The 16475-nt window shown below is 69.9% G+C and carries 30 protein-coding genes; 28 read left to right on the top strand and 2 right to left on the bottom strand.

All coding sequences use genetic code 11. From position 1 onward, the window contains the following. Window positions 1-220: hypothetical protein (locus tag AB0L60_RS40365; RefSeq protein WP_364625530.1), on the top strand; the 220-nt coding region annotated here is incomplete at its 5' end. Window positions 221-254: 34 nt separating this feature from the next. Here AB0L60_RS40365 and AB0L60_RS40360 read toward each other — a convergent pair. After that, window positions 255-620: a hypothetical protein gene (locus AB0L60_RS40360; RefSeq protein WP_364625527.1), complete on the bottom strand. Its 366-nt coding sequence runs from the start codon at window positions 618-620 to the stop codon at window positions 255-257. Between the two features lie 522 nt (window positions 621-1142). Between AB0L60_RS40360 and AB0L60_RS40355 the strand changes: the two genes are divergently transcribed. The 13 genes from AB0L60_RS40355 (at window position 1143) to AB0L60_RS40295 (ending at window position 7857) form a co-directional block, all read left to right on the top strand. Next, window positions 1143-1406: a hypothetical protein gene (locus tag AB0L60_RS40355; protein WP_364625525.1), complete on the top strand. Its 264-nt coding sequence runs from the start codon at window positions 1143-1145 to the stop codon at window positions 1404-1406. A gap of 88 nt (window positions 1407-1494) precedes the next feature. Next, entirely contained in the window at window positions 1495-1821 is a 327-nt protein-coding gene (locus AB0L60_RS40350; RefSeq protein WP_364625522.1) for a hypothetical protein, read from the top strand. Continuing rightward, a complete protein-coding gene (locus tag AB0L60_RS40345; RefSeq protein WP_364625519.1) occupies window positions 1818-2534 on the top strand; it encodes a hypothetical protein in 717 nt (238 codons plus the stop codon). Before AB0L60_RS40350 ends, AB0L60_RS40345 begins: the two co-directional genes overlap by 4 nt. Continuing rightward, complete coding sequence (locus tag AB0L60_RS40340; protein ID WP_364625516.1) at window positions 2527-2898, top strand: hypothetical protein; 372 nt, start codon at window positions 2527-2529, stop codon at window positions 2896-2898. Before AB0L60_RS40345 ends, AB0L60_RS40340 begins: the two co-directional genes overlap by 8 nt. Before the next feature lie 71 nt (window positions 2899-2969). Beyond that, window positions 2970-3131 (top strand): hypothetical protein, encoded by a 162-nt coding sequence (locus AB0L60_RS40335; RefSeq protein WP_364625513.1) that lies wholly within the window; start codon window positions 2970-2972, stop codon window positions 3129-3131. Further along, a complete protein-coding gene (locus AB0L60_RS40330) occupies window positions 3128-3718 on the top strand; it encodes a hypothetical protein (RefSeq protein ID WP_364625510.1) in 591 nt (196 codons plus the stop codon). Before AB0L60_RS40335 ends, AB0L60_RS40330 begins: the two co-directional genes overlap by 4 nt. Continuing rightward, window positions 3715-3921, top strand: a complete 207-nt coding sequence (locus AB0L60_RS40325) for a hypothetical protein (RefSeq protein WP_364625507.1) — start codon at window positions 3715-3717, stop codon at window positions 3919-3921. The genes AB0L60_RS40330 and AB0L60_RS40325 overlap by 4 nt, the downstream gene beginning before the upstream one ends. Next, window positions 3918-4973, top strand: coding sequence for a phage recombination protein Bet (gene bet / locus AB0L60_RS40320; protein WP_364625504.1), 1056 nt, complete (start codon window positions 3918-3920; stop codon window positions 4971-4973). The genes AB0L60_RS40325 and bet overlap by 4 nt, the downstream gene beginning before the upstream one ends. Before the next feature lie 56 nt (window positions 4974-5029). Next, window positions 5030-5554 (top strand): hypothetical protein, encoded by a 525-nt coding sequence (locus AB0L60_RS40315; protein WP_351627863.1) that lies wholly within the window; start codon window positions 5030-5032, stop codon window positions 5552-5554. After that, complete coding sequence (locus AB0L60_RS40310; RefSeq protein WP_364625500.1) at window positions 5551-6279, top strand: exonuclease domain-containing protein; 729 nt, start codon at window positions 5551-5553, stop codon at window positions 6277-6279. Before AB0L60_RS40315 ends, AB0L60_RS40310 begins: the two co-directional genes overlap by 4 nt. Next, window positions 6276-6608, top strand: coding sequence for a hypothetical protein (locus tag AB0L60_RS40305; protein WP_364625498.1), 333 nt, complete (start codon window positions 6276-6278; stop codon window positions 6606-6608). The genes AB0L60_RS40310 and AB0L60_RS40305 overlap by 4 nt, the downstream gene beginning before the upstream one ends. Beyond that, on the top strand, window positions 6605-7456 hold the full coding sequence (locus AB0L60_RS40300; protein ID WP_364625495.1) for a hypothetical protein: 852 nt from the start codon (window positions 6605-6607) through the stop codon (window positions 7454-7456). The genes AB0L60_RS40305 and AB0L60_RS40300 overlap by 4 nt, the downstream gene beginning before the upstream one ends. Then, window positions 7453-7857 carry a WhiB family transcriptional regulator gene (locus AB0L60_RS40295; RefSeq protein ID WP_364625492.1) on the top strand — a complete coding sequence of 135 codons (405 nt, stop codon included), beginning with the start codon at window positions 7453-7455 and terminating at the stop codon, window positions 7855-7857. Before AB0L60_RS40300 ends, AB0L60_RS40295 begins: the two co-directional genes overlap by 4 nt. 95 nt (window positions 7858-7952) lie before the next feature. Here the strand turns inward: AB0L60_RS40295 and AB0L60_RS40290 are convergent, their stop codons facing one another. Then, on the bottom strand, window positions 7953-8315 hold the full coding sequence (locus AB0L60_RS40290) for a hypothetical protein (RefSeq protein WP_364625490.1): 363 nt from the start codon (window positions 8313-8315) through the stop codon (window positions 7953-7955). A 121-nt stretch (window positions 8316-8436) separates the two neighbouring features. Here AB0L60_RS40290 and AB0L60_RS40285 point away from each other — a divergent pair, with 121 nt between their 5' ends. The 14 genes from AB0L60_RS40285 to AB0L60_RS40220 all read left to right on the top strand — a co-directional run bounded on the left by AB0L60_RS40285 (window position 8437) and on the right by AB0L60_RS40220 (window position 16450). Continuing rightward, window positions 8437-9291, top strand: a complete 855-nt coding sequence (locus tag AB0L60_RS40285) for a hypothetical protein (protein WP_364625487.1) — start codon at window positions 8437-8439, stop codon at window positions 9289-9291. A gap of 10 nt (window positions 9292-9301) precedes the next feature. Continuing rightward, a complete protein-coding gene (locus AB0L60_RS40280; protein WP_362706082.1) occupies window positions 9302-10036 on the top strand; it encodes an ATP-binding protein in 735 nt (244 codons plus the stop codon). After that, the gene (locus tag AB0L60_RS40275; RefSeq protein ID WP_364625483.1) at window positions 10033-10683 is read left to right on the top strand and encodes a hypothetical protein; all 651 of its coding nucleotides are present in this window, start codon (window positions 10033-10035) and stop codon (window positions 10681-10683) included. Before AB0L60_RS40280 ends, AB0L60_RS40275 begins: the two co-directional genes overlap by 4 nt. After that, window positions 10680-10880, top strand: coding sequence for a DUF6011 domain-containing protein (locus AB0L60_RS40270; protein WP_364625480.1), 201 nt, complete (start codon window positions 10680-10682; stop codon window positions 10878-10880). The genes AB0L60_RS40275 and AB0L60_RS40270 overlap by 4 nt, the downstream gene beginning before the upstream one ends. Next, window positions 10880-11206, top strand: coding sequence for a hypothetical protein (locus tag AB0L60_RS40265; RefSeq protein ID WP_364625477.1), 327 nt, complete (start codon window positions 10880-10882; stop codon window positions 11204-11206). Before AB0L60_RS40270 ends, AB0L60_RS40265 begins: the two co-directional genes overlap by 1 nt. Before the next feature lie 71 nt (window positions 11207-11277). After that, complete coding sequence (locus AB0L60_RS40260; RefSeq protein ID WP_364625474.1) at window positions 11278-11934, top strand: hypothetical protein; 657 nt, start codon at window positions 11278-11280, stop codon at window positions 11932-11934. After that, window positions 11931-12122: a hypothetical protein gene (locus AB0L60_RS40255; RefSeq protein WP_364625471.1), complete on the top strand. Its 192-nt coding sequence runs from the start codon at window positions 11931-11933 to the stop codon at window positions 12120-12122. Before AB0L60_RS40260 ends, AB0L60_RS40255 begins: the two co-directional genes overlap by 4 nt. Next, the gene (locus tag AB0L60_RS40250; RefSeq protein WP_364625468.1) at window positions 12119-12250 is read left to right on the top strand and encodes a hypothetical protein; all 132 of its coding nucleotides are present in this window, start codon (window positions 12119-12121) and stop codon (window positions 12248-12250) included. Before AB0L60_RS40255 ends, AB0L60_RS40250 begins: the two co-directional genes overlap by 4 nt. Then, on the top strand, window positions 12247-12852 hold the full coding sequence (locus AB0L60_RS40245; RefSeq protein WP_364625465.1) for an HNH endonuclease signature motif containing protein: 606 nt from the start codon (window positions 12247-12249) through the stop codon (window positions 12850-12852). The genes AB0L60_RS40250 and AB0L60_RS40245 overlap by 4 nt, the downstream gene beginning before the upstream one ends. Next, the gene (locus AB0L60_RS40240) at window positions 12849-13637 is read left to right on the top strand and encodes a hypothetical protein (RefSeq protein WP_364625462.1); all 789 of its coding nucleotides are present in this window, start codon (window positions 12849-12851) and stop codon (window positions 13635-13637) included. The genes AB0L60_RS40245 and AB0L60_RS40240 overlap by 4 nt, the downstream gene beginning before the upstream one ends. 67 nt (window positions 13638-13704) lie before the next feature. After that, window positions 13705-14178, top strand: a complete 474-nt coding sequence (locus AB0L60_RS40235; RefSeq protein ID WP_364625459.1) for a hypothetical protein — start codon at window positions 13705-13707, stop codon at window positions 14176-14178. Between the two features lie 19 nt (window positions 14179-14197). Next, entirely contained in the window at window positions 14198-14734 is a 537-nt protein-coding gene (locus AB0L60_RS40230) for a 3'-5' exoribonuclease (RefSeq protein WP_362706106.1), read from the top strand. A gap of 88 nt (window positions 14735-14822) precedes the next feature. Next, complete coding sequence (locus AB0L60_RS40225) at window positions 14823-15746, top strand: hypothetical protein (protein ID WP_364625457.1); 924 nt, start codon at window positions 14823-14825, stop codon at window positions 15744-15746. A gap of 362 nt (window positions 15747-16108) precedes the next feature. Next, on the top strand, window positions 16109-16450 hold the full coding sequence (locus tag AB0L60_RS40220; RefSeq protein ID WP_364625454.1) for a hypothetical protein: 342 nt from the start codon (window positions 16109-16111) through the stop codon (window positions 16448-16450). The last annotated feature ends 25 nt before the right edge of the window (window positions 16451-16475 follow it).

The following is a 16475-nucleotide window of genomic DNA, read 5'->3' as shown; positions in this document are numbered from 1 at the left end:
GTCGGCCGAACTCCTTGAAGATCATCACAACGCCATCGTCGAGGCTGGTCCGCTCGACAAGCACCTCGGTCGCCACATGACCCCCTGTCCACGCCTGCGCGCACACTCGTCCGCACAGGCGTTCGATCGCTGCGAGGTTCCGTTACTCTACGCCCCCACAACGTCACCAGATAGTAATCCGGCACGGAACTACCTGCGGAAACTTCCGGTCACCACCTGAAGCACCGTCACCCTACGGGGTCATTGTACGGAACCTATGACTCCTCTTCCCCCCAACTGGTCATAATCGCGCGCGACTTGGACGCTTCGGAAATGTCAGCCCCCTCTTCATGGACCACCATGCCGCCACCTACGCCCGACGCCACGTAGCCAGCGAACTCATAGGCCGCTGCGGCTGCCGCACGCTCGAGGGGGATGCGGAGGCCGGCCGCGATCGCGCGCACCAGCTCCGGGTTGAGCTTGACGCCTTTCTGGCGGGCCACCTTCCACAGCACGTTCGGACTCACCCGGTACCCGCTTTCGGGATCGGTGGCACGGTCCGACAGCTGGGCGAACGTGAGGCCGCCGCTGTCCACCGCTCCAGCCACCAGACTCGCCAAGGTCTCAGGCTTGCTCGTCATTGCACGCACGCTCCCCATGTGTGGGCGGTGGAAGGTGTGTCGGCTTCACCTTCTGCCCAGGCCACCAGCTAGTACTCATTGTCCACATCCCTGTCCGTGAATGGGTATGCGGCCTGCACAAAGAGACCGAAAAGCCCTCACGGTGTTGACGCCTCGAAGGGGTCACGCGCGTCCTGTGGACACAAGCTGAGCGCTGTGCTTAGCTATGGCTATCCCCGTTCGAGGATGGGGATAGCGAAAGGCTCCGCATGCACAACCGCAGGTACCGCATCCATGACGGCCAACTGCTCCAGCAGCTGATGAAGCGCCCCGGGTCGGCCGGGGTTCGTCATACGGTGCGCAGCCTGGCCGAGGCCACCGGCCTCTCGTACACGAAAGTTCACCGGCTGATCACGGAAGAGCGCCCCACTGTTGACGCCGACGAGGCCGCCGCTCTCGCGGAGGCGGTCGGCGTAAGACGGAGAGCGCTTTTCACGCCCCATTCATCCCCGTTCGGGGATGGGGATAAGGAGGATGTTTCAGATGGACCCCGAGATCCGCAGTCTCCGCGCTCGTCTCGCAGCGCACGCGAGCTGGGCGAACACGACTGACCCGGCGAGCCGAACGGCAAAGGCGCGGGCCGCGGCCGATGACCGGTTCGCGAAGCAGGCCCGGGAGATGCACCCGGACGCTTCGGAGGAGCAGATCGCCCGTGTGGCGGCTCACCTTCGCAAGGCGCACTTCTCGCGGATGGCGCTCGCGTCGGCAGTAGCTCGCTCGCGGCGCTCCAAGTCGGCTGCGGCCTGACCAGAAAAGACGGCGGGGCCGCCCAGACCACGCCCGGTCCGGAACAGCCCCTCAGCTCACCTCAACCGCTCAGAAAGAAGAGGTCACCGTGAACAACAAGCCTATCCCGCAGTTGGGTGCCGCGACGGCGCTGGTCCAGCTGCTCGCCGAGAACCCGCATCTGCCGTTGCTCGACTGGACGCTGCCGGAGGGCGGCGGCCCGCTGATGGGCGTCGTCGTGAACGCCGGCGTGGACATGCGGCCGGTCGTTGGCGCGTACGCCGAGGTGCTGGGCGGCGAGGTCCGCGAGCTGGAGTTCGTCGGGGCGTCGGGCCGGATGTACAGCGCCTCGCTGTATGTGACGTGGCGTGATGTGCGGATCCAGGTCAAGGGGATTTGCTCGGCTGCGACGCGCGCGATGGCGGTGGCGGCATGAGCGCCCCGATGACGCCGGAACCGGGCGACGAGCCGCTGATCGTTCGCCGGTTCGACATCGCGATGGAGCCCGCGCCGGAGGAGGAGCAGGTCCTCACGATCGGCTGCATCGCGGCCGACGGGCGGCCGGTGGCGCTGCTGCTGAACCTGGACGACCGGCCGAAGGTTGCCGGGTGGCTGGCGCTGGAGCCCGGTACCAGCATGCACACCACTTTGACCGAGGCGTACCTCGATGCGTGGGAGGAGCAACGGGAGAACGTGCGGCTGCGGCTGGCACTGGAGTCGGCGCGTCGAGGTCGGCGTGAGCTGCGGGCCCGGGTCGCCGAGTTGGAGGCGCAGCAGGCTGCGGTCCTCGCCCTGCATCGGAAGCACGCGGACTCGGATCACTGCTTCGCCGACGACGAGACGTGGCCGTGCAACACCCGCGCCGCGCTGGACCCGGTCGTATCTCCCCGCGATCTGCGCCCGGGTGCTGAGGCGGCGCGCCGGATGCTCCGGGCGAAGGACGAGGTTGCCGGGCCGGAGGAGGCATCCCCGTGGGAGCAGGCCGTCGCCGGGCTGAATGCCCTGGTCGACGCGGACGTCGTGTTCCACGTCGAGCCGGACGGCCACATCAGCGCGCCCTTCAGCGACGAGCACATCGAGTGGGACCTGCGGGCGCGCCGGTGGGTCCTCACGCACGACGACGAGCACGACGGAGGATCCGATGTCTGAGCTCCCCGTGACCGGCCCGTTCCGGATCTCCGTCGACGCCACCCCGTCCGGGGTCGCCCTCGACATGACGCACTACCTGTCGACGCTGGTCCTCGCCTTGGCGGAGGCCGCTTCCGAGGACGGCCCCGGTCTCCTCGACGACCTCCAGGCCATCGCCGACCTGGACCGGTCCGCCCGGCACCAGGGCCGCGACTCGCACGCCACGCACGAGCGGGACGCAGCCGTCCAGACCCTGCTCGACGAGCTGACCGACGGCGGCACGGTGCCGATGTATGGCGGGCAGGTGCTGCGACTGGTCAAGGCTCTGCGCCTGGCTGTGGCTCCGCGCCCGGTCCCGGCACAGCGTGAGGCGGGGGCCGCATGAGCGCCGCCGACCGTCTCTCCCTCCTGCGCCGCGCGGTCCGTGACTACCAGGGCGAGTGGACGACCTGTCGGGTGCAGCGCCTGTACCGGGCCCGTGAGTACGCCGCCCCGCTGCGGAAGACCGCCCGCGACGACCTCGCGACCCTCGCCCGGCAGGGGCTCCTCGTCCTCGACGACACCGACCCCGGACGCCGCTGCTACCGCCTCAACCACGCCCACGGAGGCGCGCTGTGACCACCGACATCACCGCCCGGTTCGCCCGGGACACCGCCAACCACGCGATGACCGTCCTCCACGACGATGGCCTGTACCGGCACCTGCGGTTCATGAATCCCCAGAACAGTGAGTACTGGTTCGAGATCGTCACCTGGCCCGGATCCCTGGCCATGCGGGGCGACGTCGGCGGCGGCTACGTTTTCACCCGCCTCGACGACATGTTCCAGTTCTTCCGCTCCGACCGTCCGGGCATCAACCCGCACTACTGGGCGGAGAAGCTTGGCGGTGGGCGGCGCTCCGTCAAGGAGTACTCCGAGCAGCTGCTCCGTCGGCGCGTAGTCGAGCAGTTCGTCAACGACGCCCGCTGGGAAGGCGTGCCGCCCGGCACCGGCAAGCACCTGCGCAGGTGGGTCCTCAACGACGACCTGAGCGACGAGCACGCGGCGCGGAACCTCATTGAGGATTTCTGCTACCAGGGCTACGAGTTCAGCGACGTGTGGGAGTGGGACTTCCACGACTACGAGCCCGAGTTCCTGTGGTGCTGCCACGCGATCCGCCACGGAATCGACCTGTACGACGCGGCTCGTCAGCAGGTGGCGGCATGAGCAACCGCCCGTCCACGTTCGGCGGGACCTGGACCCGCGACACCCGGCCCACCACGGGCCGCAGCATGCGCGAACTCCAGGACCGCGCGTCCTTCGACCACGGCCCCGCCGCCGGGGCGTCCTGCGCCCTCATCCTCGCTCTTCCCCTCGCCGGGCTGGCCCTCGTGGCCGCCCTCCTCCACACCACCGGAGTGACCGCATGACCGAGATCGCCACGGCGGGCGGCAGCCTCGCCATCCGCCCCGACCAGACCGCGTGGACCCCGGACCAGCAGGCCGTACTTCAGCAGTCCGGCATCGACAACGACGTCACCGGCGCCGAGCTGTCTGCGTTCCTGCACCTCTGCCAGCGCACCTTGCTCGACCCGTTCTCCCGGCAGATCTACCTGATCGGCCGGTGGAACGGGCAGCAGCGCCGCAAGGTGTTCACCCCGCAGACCAGCATCGACGGGTACCGCGTCATCGCTCACCGGGTCATCGCCGAGCACGGCGGTGCGCTCGGCTACGAGGACACCCTGTGGTGTGACAAGTCGGGCCGCTGGCACGACGTGTGGCTGTCGGACGAGCCGCCGGCCGCCGCGAAGGTGGTCGTGGTTCGGAACGGCCAGCGGTTCCCCGCTGTGGCCCGGTACTCGGAGTACGTCCAGACGAAGAAGGACGGGACGCCGACGGGCATGTGGTTGAAGATGCCCGCGACGATGACGGCGAAGTGCGCCGAGGCGCTCGCTCTGCGGATGGCGTTCCCGCATGACTTGGCCGGGGTGTACACGGCTGAGGAGATGGCACAGGCGGACAACCCGGCCCCGGCCGAACGACACCTGCGCCGCGTCCAGCCGGGCGAGACGGACCCGTGGGCGACGGCAGCACCGCAGACCGCCGCGCAGGGCCGGGACTACCTCCACGAGGCTCACGAGGCCGCTGACGCCGATGCGGTGCGGCAGATCTACCGCGAGGCCGCGCAGGACGGAGCGGTGCCGGAGTACCTGGCGCAGATCGCCGCTGTCGGCAAGGCGATGGCCGCCGCTGCGGCGCCCGCCGCCGAGCCCGCCCCGGCGGACGAAGTGGTCGATGCCGAGGTGCTGAGCCCCGAGGACGACTACGCCGCCGCGGTCGCCGACCTCCGCGCCGCCGCCGAGGAGGCACGGCTGGAGGACTTCGAGACCGGCACCGAGCAGGCACTCGGCATGCCGCTCGCCGAAGCCCCCGTCGACGCGATCCGCGCGCTCACCGCGCAGATCCGCCCCGCCGCCGCCTGACCCCGCTATCGGGGCCGCCCGCGGGGAATGCGGGCGGCCCCACCAAGGAGCATCCCATGAGCTTGAAGGACATCGCGGCCCGCGCCGCGATCCTCACCACCCTCCACGAAGCCATCGGCGACGAACTGAAGGCCGCGAAGAAGGAGTTGCAGGACGGCCTCCGGGCCGCGAAGGAGGAGACCGGCACCCAGCAAATCGGGCTCTCTCTCCCCGACGGGCAGGACATCGGCAAGGCCACGCTCGTCCAGCCGAAGGCCGCCGCGGCGGTCACCGACCCGGACCTGTTCCTGAAGTGGGCCCGCGAAGTCCGGCCAACCGAGATCTCCTCCCGGCTCGTGACCGAGGTACGTCCGGCATGGCAGGCGCTGGTGCTGAAGGAGGTCACTGCAACTGGCCGTGCGGAGTGGGCCGATCCGGAGACCGGCGTCATCCACGAGGTGCCCGGCGTGGCCTTGCAGGGGCGGACGGCGTACACGCGCATGACGGTGCCGGACGAGAAGCGTGAGCTGATCGCCGAGGCATGGCGGTCGGGCGCCCTGTCCCACCTGCCCCTCCCGCAGATCACCGGCGGTGCCGCATGAGCTGGCACACCGGACGCCTCGTCGGCTTCGACCTGGAGACAACCGGCGTCGACGTCGAGGCCGACCGCATCGTCACCGCCTGCATCGTCGGATGCGGCGACGGACAACCGGTCACCCCCAGGATCTGGCTCGCCGACCCCGGCATCGACATCCCCGCCGAGGCCACCGCCGTCCACGGCATCAGCACCGAGCAGGCGCGTGCGAATGGTCGCCCGGCTGCCGAGGTGGTCGAGGACATCGTCCACGCCCTCGCCGAGGCCGTCACCGACGGCACGCCCATCGTCGTGATGAACGCCCCCTACGACCTCACACTCCTGGACCGCGAGGCCCGCCGGTACGGCGTCACGCCCCTCGCTGACCTGGTCGGCGACGAGCTCCGGGTCATCGACCCGCGGGTGATGGACAAGGCGGTCGACCCGTACAGGCCCGGCCGCCGACGTCTCACCGACCTGTGCGCGCACTACGGGCTCCGGCTCGACGCCGCGCACACCGCCGACGCGGACGCGCTCGCCGCCTGCCGCGTCGCCTGGGTGCTGGCCGAGCGGTGGCCGCAGCTCCGCGGCACCGCCCTCGACCAGTTGCACGCCGTTCAGCGGCAGTGGGCCGCCCAGCAGGCCGCGTCGTACGCGGGCTACCTCGCCCGCACCCCCGGCCGCGAGCACGAAGCGGCCACGGTCCGGCCCGAGTGGCCGCTCGTCCCGCACCAGAGCAGGAGGACGGCATGAACCCGCTGACCGCTGTGCGCCGCCTCGTTGCTCCCGCCGGCCAGCACCGGGCCGTGCCGATGGACTCGCCGCGGATCACCCGCGTCGCCGGGTGCCTCTGCTGTGGCTGGGACCGGCTCACCACCCACACCGTCGACGGCGGGGTGCTGACCTGCCAGGCGTGCGGGCGCCGCACCGCCGAGATCAACGGGGCCGAACTGGTACCAGGCACCCGCTGGTTGGCGTGTGACGACCCAGTCTGCCGCCACATGACCACCCGCCACATCCCGGCCGCCGCGCCGCGGTCCTGGGCCTGCACCTGGTGCGGCACGACCAAGGGGGACCAGTGACCACCGCTGCTCGGCCGCTCCCCGCTCACGGGACTTTGACTCGCGCCAAGTATCACCACTGCAAATGCGCCCAGTGCACGCGTCGGTTCCGCGACTACATGAACACCCGCACCCGCCTCATCGCGTACGGCCGTTGGCAGCCCTACGTCGATGCCGAACCCGTCCGCGCCCATGTCCACATGCTCGCCGGATACGGCATCGGACGGAACCGCACGTGCATTCTCGCTGGCCTGGCCACCAGCACCATGTGCCGCCTCATGTACGGCGGTGGCGGACGTGGCCCGTCCAAGCGGGTCCGTGCCGCCACCGCTGACAAGATCCTCGCGGTGAAGCCGGTCCTCGAATCGGTGGCGCCGACGGCGCTCGTCGACGCGTGCGGCACACAGCGTCGTCTCCGCGCCCTGGTCGCTGTCGGCTGGCCGCAGAGCGCGATCGCACGCCGTGCGGGCATCGACCGGAACACCATCAATGACCAGGTCAACCAGTCGGTGACAACCACGTACGCGGCCACTGCCCTGACCGTCCGCAGCTTGTACGAGGAGCTGTGGGACCAGGACCCCGCCGCCGCGGGTATCGGGCCCAGGTGGGTCAGCGAGGCTCGCGCTCTCGCAGCCTCCCGTGGATGGGCGCCGCCTGCCGCGTGGGACGACGACTACATCGACAGTCCTGCCGCCGCGCCGGACCTCGGAGAGCGCGTCGACCGGTACACAGCGATCGCCGAGGACGCCTTGTGGCTGACCGGCACGCAGGGCTACAGCCGCGAGCAGGCCGCGCACCGTCTGGGTGTCACCAAACGCCATCTCGAGCGGGCTCTGGCGCACGACCTGGCCAGGACGGAGGCGTCATGAGCTGCGCCCCCGACACCCTGGTCCGGCTGGCGGAATGGGCCGCCAACGCCGTGTGCGCCCGGCCGCCCTACGCGGGCAGCGACCTCTGGTACGCCGACCAGGGCGAGGCGGCCAACCGACTCCTCGCGATCAATCTCTGCCGCGCCTGCCCCGTCATCGACGCCTGCCGGGAAGCGACGGCCAAGGAAGAGGCAGGCAAGGGCCTGAAGCACCGCTTCGGCGTCCGCGCCGGGATGACCCCGCGGCAGCGGTGGCTCGCCGAGCAGGCCAGCAGCCAGGAGAGCTGGCCCGTCTGCGGGACGACGAAGGCGTACTACCGGCACCTCCAGTTTGGCGAACCGGTCGACGACGCGTGTCAGGCCGCAGGCGACGCGTACGAAAAACAGCTCGCACAGGGCTGACCCTCCGGCCCGGGGCCGCCGCGCCCCGGGCCACCACCCGCACAGCACGAAGCCCCGCACCTCGGTACGGGGCCAGAGAGGAGGACGGGATGCGCTCAGGGCTCGTAGTCAGCGATACGCCGTGCAGCAGCAGCGTCCCGCTCCTCGACTTCCGTCAGCTTGCGGGCCATCAGCGCCAGGAAGTCCGCCGTCCTTTCCGGCTGCGGCCTTTCCCCAGCAGCAGCGTGGAAGGCCCGGACCATGCGGTGATCCGACTGTGCCGCGTCGAATGCGTCCGGGGTGACGAGGTAGGCGCGGCGCCGGCCGCGGACGGTGAGGGCGCTGACCAGCCCGTCTTCGCGGACCTGCTCGATGAGTCGGGTCAGGAGCGCGCGTGCCCGGGTGAGCGGCACGTCCTGAATGCCGTCTTCGGCAATGCGGGGCTCCAGATCAGACGCCATGGCGAGAGTGTAAGTCATGACCATCCTTTCCATAATTACCAATCTTTAAAGTAGCATGGCAGGGGAGGGCCGGACCTGCCAAGACGCAGCCCTTCAACCACGCACGACTGAGAGAAGACAGCCCGTGGGAATCCGCTTGATGGTCGAGGTGCTCAACAGCGCACCCGAGGCCCTGACGCACCGGGAGAAGCTTCTCCTCGTCGTCCTGGCCGAGGACGCCAACGAAGACACCCGGATCACGTGGAACAGCGTTGAGCGCCCCGAGGTGCTGCGCGGGGCGAAGCTCAGCCGCTCCCAGCTGTACGCCGTCCTCAAGACGCTCGCCGCGAAGGGCGCCCTGGAGAAGCTGACGGCCGGCCAGAAGAACGGGACCGCGAAGTACAAGATCCCGATGTTCGCGGAACCTCAGTGTCCCGAAAACCCGGACACTGACACCCCTTCTCAGTGTCCCGATTCTCCTGACACTGACACCCCTCAGCGTCCCGGAATTGCTGACACTGAGCAGTCTGGTCAGTGTCCCGAAAACCCGGACACTGAACCGGCTCAGTGTCCCGGAATCCGGGACGTCAGTGTCCCGGAATCCGGGACCCCTACCCCTCTTTACCCCTCCTCTACTACCCCCTCAGCAAGCAAGCAGGAGGAGCCAGCCGACGACCGGCTCAGCTACGGCATCCCCGAAGCAGCCCTGCCCCTCGTCGAAGGCATCACCGCAGCAGGCGTCAACGTCCGCTGGCCCTTCAAGGGCGACCAGTGGTTCCCCGTCCTCGCCCTCATCACGAAGAGCGGCGTCCCCGCCCTCATCGACTACGCAGTCCGAGCAGCAGCCCGCACCAACATCGACTCCGCGAAGTACTTCATGCGCGGCTGGAGCGAACTGCCGCCGCTGCCCCGCCCCGGCACCGAGCGCCCGCCGCTCCGCGCCGTGTCTGGCGGCTGGCAGCCGTACCGCGAACCCACCCCCGAAGAACGCGCCGCAGACCTCGGCCACTTCTAAGGAGCACCCCGTGCCCGAACCCCAGACCCTCGCCGAGCAGAAGCCGTCCATGCTCGCCCGCCTCATGGCCGGCATTGCCCAGCACGCCCCCGACGTCACCGCAGGCCCCGTCGACAACACCCCCACCCCCGACGATCCTGGCCATCCCGAGTACCACCGCCGCCAGCGCGCCGAGTTCGCCCTCAGCCGCTGGTCCACCGCCGCCCCCTACCGATACCGGCAGGCAACAGCCACCGACCCGGTGGTGCAGGCGTGGGCCGACCACGCCTCGATCGATATCCGCAGCGCCGGGATTCTCGTCCTTCACGGCAACATCGGTACCGGGAAGACCCACCAGGCATACGGGGCGCTGCGAAGGGTCGCAGAAGCCGGGCCCTGCAACTTCCACATGATCGCGACCACCGCGCCCGACCTGTACGGCCTTCTGCGCCCCGGTGGGTCCGACAAGGGCAGCGAGACCGAGCTGAAGCGCCTCATGCGGATCCCCTTCCTCCTTCTCGATGACCTCGGCACCGAGAAGCTGTCCGAGTTCACCGAGGAGGCCACGTACCGGATCGTGAACCACCGGTACAACGAGTCTCTGCCGCTGTTGATCACCACCAACCTGCCGATCAAGACCGGGTCGCCTACGCCTGACCTGGTGACTCGCCTGGGTGACCGGCTCGCTTCCCGTCTCGCGCAGACCGCGACTGTCGTCGGCTTCGACGGCCCCGACCTTCGTCGCGGACTGCGGAGTGTCTCGTGACCGACCCGCTCACCAACCTGGACGCTGTCCCCACCACCTACGGGGACACCACCTTCCGCTCCCGCCTCGAAGCCGACTGGGCCCGCACCCTCGACGCCAACCACATCCGGTGGGAGTACGAGCCCGAGACCCTCACGCTCCCCTCCGGCGCCGTCTACATCCCCGACTTCTGGCTACCCGAACTCGGCACCTGGATCGAGGCCAAGGGACCCGGCATCCCCCGGGTCGAGAAGACCGTGGAGCTCGCGCAGACCCGAGCCTGCTGCTGTGCCGGAGATTGCGCCTGCCGTTGGCCCGGCGGGGAGCTCGTCCTCATCGGACGACAGCAGCTCCCGTCCGACCCGACGCGGCCCGGCCGGCGGCTGTTGTGCGGCTACGCGAACTGGGAGACGCCGCACGGCCCGTCCTTGTACTACGCGGCATGCACCTGGTGCTTCCGCAGCCAGTGGATCACGCTCCGCAGGCCGTGGCGGTGCCGCGTCTGCCGGAGGTCGATGGAGAAGGTGCGTGCGTACCGAGCGGTTGACCGTGAGCTGCGGTTCGTGGAGGGGACGGGTGGTTTCGGGAGCGTCTTCGCAATGCCTGATCTAGGCGGGCCGTTCACCGCGGACGAGTGGCCTAACGACGAGTTCGACGAGGAGCCATGACCACCCCGTCGTGCCGCGTGTGCGGCCGTCTCCTGAAGTCCGAGACGTCCAAGGCCCGAGGAGTCGGCCCCACCTGCCACAGACGCACAGGAGGTCACACAGGACCCCACATCCCCACACCACCACCCGACCACCACGTACCCGGACAGACCGAACTCCCCCTAACCCACCTGCAACCCACCCTCTGGAGCCTCTGATGTACCCCACCCTCTTCACCACACCCGGCATCCGACAGTTCGCCGAGGAGATCGACCAGGAACGGCAGGCGCAGCTCGCCAAGTTCGGCGACCAGCACCACCCCGACGGCACCGGCAACAAGAGCCAGCAGGACGATGCCGACCGTGCCCGCCGCTGGTGCCAGGACGCGTTCGGCTCCGGCTACGGGACGTGGGCCGACATCCTCGCCGAGGAGGTCGCTGAGGCATTTGCCGAACGCGACCACGCGAAGCTCCGTACCGAGTTGATCCAGGTAGCCGCCGTCTGCGCCGCATGGGTATCGGACATCGACCGCCGAACCCCGTGACACGCCGCGCGCCCGCCCCGTCGGACTCGGGGCGGGCGCCCACCCAACCTACCCACCACCAGGAGGACCACGTGACCACCACACCCGCCGACGACACGGCCCGTCTGCGCTCGGCCGCCCAGCGCGCCCTCGAATCCCTCGACGACCTGATCGCCAACACCACCGACCCCGGCGTCGAAGCCCTCGGCGCCCGGTCCGAGCTGGCCACCGCGCTCATCAACACCAGCCCGGAAGCGGCCCGGCAGATCCTCGGCGATCAGGGACCGAAGGGACTCAAGCCCACGACTGCGCGGCTCGACGACGGCGAGCGCCAGTTCCTCTCGTTCGCCCTGGACTTGGCCGCAGACGAAATGGCCTCGCGTGGCGACGAGTTCACCGACGAGGACCGGGCCGCGCTGGAGACGCTCCGCCGCATGGCCGCCCTCGCCGTGACCGAGGTGCCGCGTGCCGCCGCCGACCTGCTGGCCGCCTGCGCCACCGAGTACCGCGTCCCCGTCCCCGAGCACGGCGGGACGGAACTGCGCGTACGACGGCAGGAACTCGTTCACGGGCTCGGCTGGGCCGTGATGGTTCCCGGATACGGCGGCGGCCGAGCCTGGACCCGGGAAGGCTGGCAGGAAGCGATCAGCGCCCTCTGCGTCGATCGACTCTTCTGCTGGCCCAACGCGGCCACCGCCGTCGACGAAGCCCGCCGCGCGCTCGGCGCCACCGAGGAGCCGACCCGATGAGCGCCACTCTGGTCCGACACCGCACCGCACCACCGCCGTACGGCTGCCGATGGTGCGGCGACGCCCAAGGCGCCCACGGCCTCAGCTACGTCCGCTCCGCCGGGATCCACGCCTGGGAGCGCCCCACGAACACGCAGATCCTCGCCCGCATGCACGCCCGCCGCGCCACCAAGGAGACGCCCCGATGAGCGACTGGTACGGCACCCACAGCGTGTCCACCGACGCCCTGACCGACGAGGAATACCGCGACTGGGTCGCCGAGAATATCGGCCCCGAAGCGGCCGAGGACTTCTGGTACGGAGAGCCGAGCCGATGAGCGACCGCATCCCCTGCGCCGCTGACAACTGCGAGGCAAAAGTTCATGCCCGCGGTCTCTGCGGGCCGCACTACAACCGGTGGAAGCGAAGTAGAGATCCTCATGCCGAGCCGCTGCTGAACCTCTCCGGCAATATCGACGAGCGCTTCATGTCCCGCGTGGACAAGACGAAAAGCGGCTGTTGGCTATGGACAAGCACCCACAGCGCCAACGGGTACGGTCAATTCCACTTCAACGGCGCTCGGTACCCAGCTCACGTATGGGCCTATGAACGACTCGTCGGCCCCGTTCCGGACGGGCTTCAGCTCGACCATCTGTGTCACACCAGTGATTCGTCATGCACCGGAGGCGTCATCTGCCTGCACCGGCGATGCGTAAACCCGTCGCACTTGGAGCCTGTCACCGCACGAGAGAACACGCTGCGCGGAAACAGTCTCCAGGCTGCAAATGCGGCCAAGACTCACTGCTCCAAAGGGCACCCGTTCGACGCCGAAAACACCCACTACACAGCACGTGGCAGGCGTGTTTGTCGCGCTTGCCAGCGTGCGTTCACTGCCAGCTACCGGGCCCGCAAGAAGATCGGAATGGGAGACCTGTCATGACTCAGCGGCTTTCGGTCGACGACCTCACTGACGAACAACTCGACGCCCTGCACGACCAGCTCAACGCCACGTACCGCGAGCGCGCCCACCTCGTTGCCCACCTCGCAGCCCTCCACCCCTCCCACATCGGTCACACCGACCCGGCCGCCCCTGACTGGGCCGTCGTCACCATCGAGACCCCCGCCGGCCAGATGACCTGGCACATCGCCGAGCGCGACATGGACCTCTTCACCCACGTCCAACCCACGAACCGCATCTGCCGCGGCTGGGACGGCCACACCACCGACGAGAAGTACCAGCGCATGCGCGACCTCACCGAGGCCACCCCGAGCCTGCTCTCGCTGGAGACCGTGGCCGACCAGCAGGCCGAGCACATCAAGCAGATGAGCGCCCGCATCGCCGAGCTGGAACAGCAACTCGCCGAAGTCGACGGCGAGCTCAACGAGGCACGCAACCACAACGACCGCACCTGTGAGGCCGTCACCCGCGCCGAGCAGGCCGAGGCCGCCATCGACCGCGTGCGGGACCTGCACGCCCCCGTCGACCACCGCGGCCGCACGATCTGTGCCGACTGCTCCGGGTACGGACTCGGCAGCACCGACAACGTGCCCGTGCCGTACCCGTGCTCGACCGTCCGCGCCCTCGACGAGCAGCCCATCACAGCCCAGCCGAGCGGCTGCCCACACTGCGGAGCCACCACCACGCACCTGCCCCGCCGCTACATGAAGAACGGCCGCGTCGGCTACTGCCACGGCGAACTCACCACCGACGAACAGCCCACCTGACCCGCCCGGCCGCCCCGCAGCACGCGGGGCGGCCCCCGAACCCCAACCGCCGCGAACGGAAACACCCATGACCAGCATCTGCGCCGAGTACTCCACCCACACCGACCGCCCACCCGTCGGCCCGTGCGTCCTCCGCCCCGGCCACCGCGGCCACATCCACCAGGACATGCGCGGCATGCAGTGGGCCAGCCGGCTGGACCCCGCCGAGGATCCCGCCACGGGCGGCGTCGTGCACTTCCGCCTGGACGAGGACGAGAGCAGCGGGTGCATCCTGCCGCGCCGCCAGCCCACGGACACGGAACTCCGCGCCCGGCTGACCGCAGCGATCAGGGCGATCCGCGGCGCCGACAACGAGATCGCCGACCTCCGGGCCGAACTCCAGGCCCAGGCCGAGGCGCAGCGCAGCGCTTGCCAGCGGGCTCTCCGGGACGTGTGCGCCGTCCAACGCGCCCGGGACCTCGCCAGCCGCTGGTACGGGCAGGGAGCCCCCGCCAGCAGCTACGCCCGTGAACTGCTCAGCATGCTCGACAACGCCGCCTGAACACGAAGGAGCAATGACCATGCGGATCTTCTACGACACCGAGTTCCTCGAGAACGGCCACACCATCGACCTGATCTCCATCGGCATGGTGGCCGAGGACGGCCGCGATCTCTACGCCGTCTCCTCTGAGTTCGACCAGGACGCCATCCGCCGCCACGGCTGGCTCATGGCCAACGTCTGGCCGTCCCTCCCCATCACCAAGAACCCCGCCGGCCAGCGCGGCATGGACCGCCTAGACGTCACCCACCCCGACGTACGCCCCCGAGCCCAGATCGCCCGCATGGTGCACCAGTTCATCACCGAGACCCCGGACCCTGACCTGTGGGCGTACTACGCGGCCTACGACCACGTCGCCCTGGCCCAGCTCTTCGGCCCGATGAGCGAGCTGCCGCCCGGCATCCCCATGCAGACCGACGACCTGGTCACCGAGGCCAAGCGGCTCGGGCTCACTCCGGCGGATCTCCCGCCTCAGCCGGACGGGCTGCACAACGCCCTCGCTGATGCTCGCCACAACCTCGTCCGAGCCCAGTTCCTAGACGAGGCTGCCCGGTCCTGAACGCGACGGCGGGGCGCGCCTGCTGTCTGGCCGGACCGGCGCGCCCCAGCGCGGTGAGATCACCCTACGCACCGCAGGAGACACCCGCATGCACCACACCGCCCCCGCCCGCACCGCCGCCGATGACCTGCAGCACGTCATCTCCCACTGGGACCACCTCCGGGACGCGCTCGACACCACCGGCCCCGGCACCACGTGGCCCCCGGCCCGACCCGGCGTCGAGTACCTGCGCGTCGTCGACGACCAGGACACGGCCGAGCAGCAGCTTGCCGCCGCGCTCGCGCACGCCCTCTCCCACCCCCAGAGGCTCATCACCACGCAGCACCACACCGGGCAGCTCTACTACCAGTGTGTTTTCTGCGAGCACGTCGGTGAGGGGCAGGCGCACCCGGTGCGTGAGGACCGCGACCCGGAACAGCTCGGTGAACGGCCGGCCCCGGTCCGGCTGCATGTGGCCGACGCCTGCCGCGCGATCGAGATCTCGCTGTGCACCCTCGCGGACTCGATCGCGGCCCGGGACGCCACCGACCCGGCGGACTGGTACCACGCCGACCGCGAGCAGCGCACCGCACCGGCCGCCGCCCGGTGGCTGCTCACCCAGCTCGGCGACGGCCCATGTTGCCCGACCCACGACACGGACCGGGCGAGGATCACCGAGTACGCCCGTGAAGCGGCTGCCCGGATCGACCGTGTCCTCGGCATCGGGCAGACCTCGGCGGTCCTGCCCGGCATGCCGTGCCCGTGGTGCGGCGGGGACCTGGTCATGCATAGCGAGGCTGGCACGGTTACGAGCGTGACGTGCGCGACCGGCCTGGTCGACTGCAACGCGCCGGCGCCGTTCGACGTCGACCGTCGGGCGCGGGTGTGGTCGTCGGTCGAGCAACTCGCGGCGCTGCGGCGGGCGCTCGACGCGGCCGAGCAGCGTATGGCCGAGGCAGAGCGCCGGGCGCGGCGTGCCGAGGACCGCCGCCGGCAGCGGGCCGCCGCGAAGGAGCGGGCCGCGGCGGCATAGTGGCCAGGGGGCGGCCCACACATCTGGGGCGCCCCCTGGCAGATCAGGGTGCTTCTCGGACAACCTGACTCCCCGCGCCCCGGCCGACTGACCCCGAACACGGAGACCGGTCAACGCCTCTCGCGACCGCTACCGGACCGTGCCGTGATTCGCGCGATCTCAACGCGAGCCCGCGCGAGCACCGCGGTCACTGCTACCGCGCACACGCCGAGCACAGCCACGACCAGACCCGTGGTCCCTGCCATCCGGGACCTCCTTTCCGTCAATGGAGGTAACGCCCACCAGAAACGGAGCAGGCGCTTCCCGGACAGCCTGACGCATTCCCCGACGCGGCCGCACGCCGGCCGATACGGTCCAGCGCTGTGCGATACACCTACCGCTGCGATGTCTGCCGCCTCACCTGGGATCCCCGTGACGACATCTACGAGGCCAAGGCCGACCGGAAGGCCCACATGTACCGGGCCCACGACGGCGCCCGCCCGGACGACCAGATCATCGAAACTCCAGGCCCACTCGACCAACTAAGCGGCCTCGTGTGGGACACCGCCGCCGCCGGGGCCCGACTGATCGGCCGAGGAATCCACCGCGGGCTCACCTCGAAGACAGTCCGCAACATGGTGGAAACCGAGTACTTCCGGCAGGCCGCGATGCTCCTTGGTGGCGGGGTCCTGATCCTGATGGTCATTCGCTGGCTCACCCACTGACCCCGGCCCCGCCGTACGCGCCGAT

Origin of the sequence: Nocardia sp. NPDC051981 (assembly GCF_040680715.1) — a bacterium.
GTDB lineage: Bacteria > Actinomycetota > Actinomycetes > Mycobacteriales > Mycobacteriaceae > Nocardia.
This window is presented reverse-complemented; position numbering and strand designations above follow the sequence as displayed.

Excerpts from the sequence above, each read along its gene's own strand:
- AB0L60_RS40255 (WP_364625471.1), top strand. The coding sequence starts at position 11,931 with ATGAGCGCCACTCTGGTCCGACACCGCACCGCACCACCGCCGTACGGC.
- AB0L60_RS40225 (WP_364625457.1), top strand. The coding sequence starts at position 14,823 with ATGCACCACACCGCCCCCGCCCGCACCGCCGCCGATGACCTGCAGCAC.
- AB0L60_RS40285 (WP_364625487.1), top strand. The coding sequence starts at position 8,437 with ATGGTCGAGGTGCTCAACAGCGCACCCGAGGCCCTGACGCACCGGGAG.
- AB0L60_RS40325 (WP_364625507.1), top strand. The coding sequence starts at position 3,715 with ATGAGCAACCGCCCGTCCACGTTCGGCGGGACCTGGACCCGCGACACC.
- AB0L60_RS40290 (WP_364625490.1), bottom strand. The coding sequence starts at position 8,315 with ATGACTTACACTCTCGCCATGGCGTCTGATCTGGAGCCCCGCATTGCC.
- AB0L60_RS40265 (WP_364625477.1), top strand. The coding sequence starts at position 10,880 with ATGTACCCCACCCTCTTCACCACACCCGGCATCCGACAGTTCGCCGAG.
- AB0L60_RS40245 (WP_364625465.1), top strand. The coding sequence starts at position 12,247 with ATGAGCGACCGCATCCCCTGCGCCGCTGACAACTGCGAGGCAAAAGTT.
- AB0L60_RS40340 (WP_364625516.1), top strand. The coding sequence starts at position 2,527 with ATGTCTGAGCTCCCCGTGACCGGCCCGTTCCGGATCTCCGTCGACGCC.
- AB0L60_RS40240 (WP_364625462.1), top strand. The coding sequence starts at position 12,849 with ATGACTCAGCGGCTTTCGGTCGACGACCTCACTGACGAACAACTCGAC.
- AB0L60_RS40345 (WP_364625519.1), top strand. The coding sequence starts at position 1,818 with ATGAGCGCCCCGATGACGCCGGAACCGGGCGACGAGCCGCTGATCGTT.
- AB0L60_RS40310 (WP_364625500.1), top strand. The coding sequence starts at position 5,551 with ATGAGCTGGCACACCGGACGCCTCGTCGGCTTCGACCTGGAGACAACC.
- AB0L60_RS40230 (WP_362706106.1), top strand. The coding sequence starts at position 14,198 with ATGCGGATCTTCTACGACACCGAGTTCCTCGAGAACGGCCACACCATC.
- AB0L60_RS40250 (WP_364625468.1), top strand. The coding sequence starts at position 12,119 with ATGAGCGACTGGTACGGCACCCACAGCGTGTCCACCGACGCCCTGACC.
- AB0L60_RS40305 (WP_364625498.1), top strand. The coding sequence starts at position 6,276 with ATGAACCCGCTGACCGCTGTGCGCCGCCTCGTTGCTCCCGCCGGCCAG.
- AB0L60_RS40295 (WP_364625492.1), top strand. The coding sequence starts at position 7,453 with ATGAGCTGCGCCCCCGACACCCTGGTCCGGCTGGCGGAATGGGCCGCC.
- AB0L60_RS40315 (WP_351627863.1), top strand. The coding sequence starts at position 5,030 with ATGAGCTTGAAGGACATCGCGGCCCGCGCCGCGATCCTCACCACCCTC.
- AB0L60_RS40355 (WP_364625525.1), top strand. The coding sequence starts at position 1,143 with ATGGACCCCGAGATCCGCAGTCTCCGCGCTCGTCTCGCAGCGCACGCG.
- bet (WP_364625504.1), top strand. The coding sequence starts at position 3,918 with ATGACCGAGATCGCCACGGCGGGCGGCAGCCTCGCCATCCGCCCCGAC.
- AB0L60_RS40360 (WP_364625527.1), bottom strand. The coding sequence starts at position 620 with ATGACGAGCAAGCCTGAGACCTTGGCGAGTCTGGTGGCTGGAGCGGTG.
- AB0L60_RS40235 (WP_364625459.1), top strand. The coding sequence starts at position 13,705 with ATGACCAGCATCTGCGCCGAGTACTCCACCCACACCGACCGCCCACCC.
- AB0L60_RS40270 (WP_364625480.1), top strand. The coding sequence starts at position 10,680 with ATGACCACCCCGTCGTGCCGCGTGTGCGGCCGTCTCCTGAAGTCCGAG.